Annotated in this window: 2 protein-coding genes and 5 pseudogenes; 6 read left to right on the plus strand and 1 reads right to left on the minus strand. The window is 55.0% G+C overall.

From position 1 onward, the window contains the following. Window positions 1-269 (minus strand): annotated as a pseudogene (locus tag J9893_RS17900) (IS1595 family transposase); the annotation flags it as partial. Between the two features lies 1 nt (window position 270). On the opposite strand from J9893_RS17900, the pseudogene J9893_RS17905 reads away from it, so the two are divergent. From J9893_RS17905 to J9893_RS17925, 6 genes and pseudogenes are all read left to right on the plus strand, one after another. Then, window positions 271-447 (plus strand): annotated as a pseudogene (locus tag J9893_RS17905) (transposase domain-containing protein); the annotation flags it as partial. A 158-nt stretch (window positions 448-605) separates the two neighbouring features. Continuing rightward, the gene (locus tag J9893_RS17910; protein ID WP_246875637.1) at window positions 606-2,195 is read left to right on the plus strand and encodes a methyl-accepting chemotaxis protein; all 1,590 of its coding nucleotides are present in this window, start codon (window positions 606-608) and stop codon (window positions 2,193-2,195) included. 693 nt (window positions 2,196-2,888) lie between these two features. Further along, window positions 2,889-3,122, plus strand: a pseudogene (locus J9893_RS21800) (DUF4172 domain-containing protein); the annotation flags it as partial. A 66-nt stretch (window positions 3,123-3,188) separates the two neighbouring features. Then, on the plus strand, window positions 3,189-4,016 hold the full coding sequence (locus J9893_RS17915) for a Fic family protein (protein ID WP_246875647.1): 828 nt from the start codon (window positions 3,189-3,191) through the stop codon (window positions 4,014-4,016). A gap of 203 nt (window positions 4,017-4,219) precedes the next feature. Beyond that, window positions 4,220-4,903 (plus strand): annotated as a pseudogene (locus J9893_RS17920) (IS630-like element ISAhy2 family transposase); the annotation flags it as partial. 105 nt (window positions 4,904-5,008) lie between these two features. Next, window positions 5,009-5,437, plus strand: a pseudogene (locus J9893_RS17925) (IS30-like element ISAs2 family transposase); the annotation flags it as partial.

Consider the following 5,437-nt stretch of genomic DNA (forward strand, 5'->3'; position numbering starts at 1 on the left):
AGCAAGATGCCGTTTTGCCCAATCAGCAATGACGTTTTGAAACCATCGACCACCGTCATCCGCATCTTGATTGGATGTCCTTCCTTGTTCAGGGCCACTGCTGCCACAAACGGCGTCTTGCCTGCCGCGCCCCGACCCCGTTTGCCACCACGGCGCTCGCCACCTCAGTAGACATCATCGAGCTGAATGATGCCGCTGATGGGCTGCTTGTCATCGGACTCTTTCATGGCTTGCAGCAGCTTGTGCTTGAGCATCCAGGCGGTGTCATATTACTCGTTGCTGGAGACCGCCAAAGCCAATCAACTGGAGCCGTCAGCGTATATCAATTATGTGCTGGCGCGGATCGGCGAAGCGGACAGCCTGGAAAAGCTGGAAGCGCTGCTACCGTGGAATGTGGCGCTGGAGCCGATTTCAAAAAAAGTGGTGCAATACAACGAAGGCAAGTAGGTCGATTTAACGGCGCTTACGGTGTATGCTACGCCGCCCCCGGTGACGACACCATTACGGTGTCAGGCTCCATGGGGCGCTATATAGGTACAGATTCAGGTCATGAAGGGGCAAGTATGTCCATACAAGGTTCGTTGAGAGCACAGTTACTGGCGTTGTTGGGCGGAAGTATTCTTCTTCTCGTCATCATCTCGTTGTTATGTTTCCGTCTGCTGGAGCACGGGGTCGAAGATTATCAATCCCTGGTTAACAGCACGCTGCAAGAGTCGACGCTGGTTGAGCGGGCCAATCTGGAGTTCAAGAGCCAGGTTCAGGAGTGGAAAAATGTCCTGCTGCGCGGCAAGGATCCGGAGGCTCTGACCAAGTATTGGACCCAGTTTGAAGAGCAGGAGCGTGCGGTCAACCAGACGCTGGCGCAACTGAGCCAGTTGGCCGGGCAGTGGCAGGATCAGGAGTTGGTTGCCCAGGTGCGCAGCCTGAATGATGAACATCAGAAACTCGGGCAGGCCTATCGTCAGGGCAAAGAGAAGTTTGTTGCCGCTCAGGGCGACCCGACTGTGGGGGATCAGGCGGTGAAGGGTATCGATCGGGCAACCAGCGAGCAGATGGCGGCTCTGGTCAAGCATCTGCATGAAGAAGGCAATCGTCAGGCCCAAGCCATTAGTGAGGAGACCCGCAGCCAAGCCATTCTCGGCGTGGTATTCCTGATTGTGGCGTCATTACTGGTGGGGGTGCTCAGTCTCTGGTTGGTGAATCGCCAACTGCTGGTGCCGATCAAGGCGCTCACCGACTTCATTATCCAGTTGAGCCATGGCAAGTTTGATCGACCCTTTGCGCTGCAACGGCAGGATGAACTAGGTGCCCTGGCCAAGGCCGCCAATACCCTGCGCGATTTCTTGGGGACGACCTTTTCCCAGCTCAAGTTGAGTGGCGAGCAGCTGGATAGTGCCAGCCATGAACTCAAGGAAATCTCAGGGTTGATGACCAAGGGCACCCGGGATCAATTCTCCCGCACCGATATGGTGGCTACCGCGATGCACGAGATGTCGGCGACGGCGCAGAATGTCGCGGAGAATGCCGCATCGGCCGCCCAGGCGGCGGATCAGGCGGACCATACGGCTCACGAAGGCGAGCAAGTGATGCAGGACACCATAGGCGGCATTGCCCAGATGGGTAAAGAAATTGACAACACGGCTGGCGTTATAAAACAACTGGATGAAGATAGCCGCCGCATCAGTACCGTGCTGGAGGTGATCCGTTCCATTGCCGAGCAGACCAACCTGCTGGCCTTGAATGCGGCGATTGAAGCGGCGCGGGCCGGTGAGCAGGGACGCGGCTTCGCCGTGGTCGCGGACGAGGTTCGTACCCTGGCCAAGCGCACGGCGGACTCTACGGCGGAGATCAACCAGATCATCGCCAAGGTACAGCGTGGCACCCAGGAAGCGGTACAGGCGATTGGTAGTAGCCAGCAACTCAGCCAGCAGAGTATCGAACAGGTGACGGTCGCGGGTCGCAAGTTGCAGAGCATCACGAGCTCCATCAGCCAGATCCACGGCATGAACCAGCAGATCGCCACCGCCGCCGAGGAGCAGACGCTGGTGGTGGAAGATATCGCCCGCAACCTGGTGGATATCAAAACCATCGCCACCGAGAACGAAGAGAACGCCCACCGCACCCAGGGTGCCAGCGACCAGTTGCATCAAACCGCGGTCGACCTCAACCGCGCCATGCAAAAGCTGATGGCCTAAATCAAAACCGGGCCCCGCGGATAGCGGGGCCCGGTTTTTCCTAAACAGATGCAAACGGCTTCCCCTAGCGCATCCCAGGGCGGGATCGCACTTTGTTAATGAAATTTCTGATTACCCATGACCCTCAGCCAGCTTCAAGAGCCGATATGGCATCGGCGGGCTTGCCACGACTGCATGCCTCAATTCAACAAACATAAAAATCAAACAGGCTGTAGCCTTTCTGGAATTGGACTTTGCTTTTGGCCATGATCTCGTACCTCAGTAACTGTACGTAAGATCAGTATAGCTCGTGGTGACTGCTAATCATGGGTAATCAGGTTTCCCTATAATTATTCACAGTGATGGCATAGCGAGTACCATCAGGCATATGAGTGAGCAGACCTAAGGGCATCTGCGTGTGCGTGGCTTCATGCAGCGCAAGCTGCAAGCTCCCAAAAAGCATTCGAAACGAAAACGAGCTCCCGCCTTGTCTATCTACTGGTTGCTGTAGCGCCACACAGCAGCAATAAATCCAGTTTTTCATTAGCTCCGGTCTGAGATTTTCAGCCTGGATCTCCATCCTCATCACCAGCTCTACCAGCTCTACCAGCTCTGCTGTTCTGCTGCATGTGTTATATTCGGCTCAAACATTGAGCCGAATGATGGGCTGGGTCGGCTCATTATTGAGACCCTAGCACGTTGGATGAGGAAATAATGGAACCATTTTGGATTTGGCAACAAGCAGATTGGCCCCATTTTCGTTGGCGGGATAGTGAAATATTGCCCAGATTACGGCATGCTCAACGCAGGCTGGGAATGCTAATAGGTAGTCATTCCAGATTGGGAAACTCCGACCAAACGTTGGATACGTTACTGGCTAACATCATCTCCTCATCCGCTATTGAGGGTGAGCGTCTCAATGCCCAATCCGTGCGTTCCTCCTTGGCTAGGCGGTTAGGGGGATCAGAAACTCCGTCCTATCCCGTGTCAGATCGCTCAGAGGGGCTCGCGGCCATGATGCTGGACGCCATCGACAATCATGGACAGCCATTGACGATTGAGCGGCTTTACCAATGGCATCGTTGGCTGTTCCCCGCCAACGAATGGTCGGTGCAGCCAGTGAACGTAGGGCAGTTGCGAGGAGATGAGCCGATGCAGGTTGTCTCTGGGCGTGTTGATCGCCCCACCGTGCATTTTGAGGCACCGCCCAGAGCAACACTGGACGATCAACTGGCCGAGTTCATCCCCTGGTTTAACCAGACTCGGCATGACCCCACGATGGATCCCCTTCTTCGTGCGGCAATCATCCATTTCTGGTTCGTGACCCTGCATCCCGTTGATGATGGTAATGGGCGGCTCACGCGGGCATTGACCGATCTCGCGCTGTCACAGGCTGACAGCCAAAGTATCCGGCTGTATGCCATGTCAGTTGCAATTCTCGAACGGCGGGATCACTACTATCGGGCGCTTGAGTCAGCGCAGAGGGGCCCGCTAGATATTACCTCCTGGATCTGTTGGTTCCTCGACACACTGGATTACGCCATAGAGCTGGCATTACAGGTTATTGATCGTTCTCTTGCCAAGGCTCATTTTTGGTTGCGGCACTGTCATGACAGTCTGAGTCCAGAGCAAACCAAAGTGATTAACCGCCTACTGGATGGCGGCCAACAGGGTTTTGAAAATGGCATCAACGCCAGTCAATATCAAAAAGTCGCCGGAGTCAGCAAGGCGACTGCTACACGCCATCTTGCGCAACTGGTGGATAGGGGGTGCATTGAAAAATTACCTGGTGGCGGACGCAATACACGTTATCAGATCCAGGGCGTCCGCATGAGTGTTTGAAATCTGAGCAAAACGTAGCAAGCACGTGTCGTTGTAAAATTCAGCGAACTGGATCTTGCCATGATTGAACATTAAATAAACTTTTGACTGCGCACTAAATAGCTGTTCCGAATAGTAGATCACCGGAGGAAGGGAACTCAGTCCAGTTTGTGCGATCTCATTAGTCGCTAAACAAAACAAGCCACACCCAAAGGACTGAGTTGATGCCTATCCTACCACCTCTGCCACGACCACAACGGCGCCGCATTCACAAAATCATCCATGCCACCCGTGATAAAGGACATGCTCGTCGCTTGATGGCCATCTTGCTGTTACATGAAGGACGCACGATCACCGATGTTCATCACCTTACCGGCGCTGCTCGCTCGACCATCGGTCGTTGGCTTCGGTGGTATCGAGATGAAGGCATAGATGCGCTAGAAGCCTTACCGGCTGGCCGTGCCCCAGTCTTACCTATCGCCAAGATTGTCACCTTACTGGTGCTGCTCATGCAGTTTTCTCCGCAAGATTTTGGTTATCAGCGCAGCCGTTGGTGTACTGAACTATTGGCTATATAAAAATCAATCGATTAACAGGGCTCAATGTGGCAGCCTCCACGCTCCGCCGATTGGTTACCTCGTATGGGCATTGTCTGGCGCAGGCCCGTGCCGACCTTGCGGATAAAAGACCCAGCCTATCAGGAAAAAATGGCGAATATCGACGCCGCGCTGGCCCGCTGTGATGCCGATAATCCGGTGTTTTATGAGGATGAAGTCGATATAGACCTCAATCCCAAATTAGGAGCCGACTGGATGTTCAGAGCGCAGCAAAAGCGGATTGTCACACCGGGGCAGAATGCCAAGCATTATCTGGCAGGCGTTCTCCACGCAGGCAACGGAAGGGTACTTCGGGAATTCAGATAATAAGTGCGACACTCATGGATGAATGGCGAGAGGTGGCCAACTGCTGATTGGTGGTACCCTTCTGCTCGCCAAAGTAAAAGCAGTATCACCATGAGCTATCAGCAGTTGACCGAGGGGCAACGATACCAGTTATCGGTGCTTCGCGCACAGGGGATGTCCATCCTTGCCACCGCACGCGCCATTGGCGTTCATCGCTCCACCCTCTACCGGGAGCTGCGTCGTAACGCCGGGCCGCAGGGCTACCAGCCAGACAATGCGCATCAGCACGCCACCCACCGACGGGCCAGTGCGGCCAAATCTCGGCTATCTGCCGATGTCATCCAGTTTGTCGAGCTGACACTCGCCTGGTGGTGGAGCCCGGAGCAGATAAGCGCGGTGGGCAAGCAGATAGGCCTCATGGTGAGTCACGAGTGGATATACCGCCATGTGGCCGCCGACAAAGCCCGGGGTGGCCAGTTGTACCGCCATCTGCGCCAGGGCCACAAGCGCTACCGCAAGGGGGCGAGCAGCCTGCGTTCT

The organism is Aeromonas sp. MaB10011B (genome assembly GCF_017939325.1).
GTDB classification, from domain to species: domain Bacteria; phylum Pseudomonadota; class Gammaproteobacteria; order Enterobacterales; family Aeromonadaceae; genus Aeromonas; species Aeromonas caviae.

What these genes read in the sequence shown, in the direction of transcription:
- J9893_RS17915 (WP_246875647.1), top strand. Translation starts at nt 3,189, where the DNA reads ATGATGCTGGACGCCATCGACAATCATGGACAGCCATTGACGATTGAG.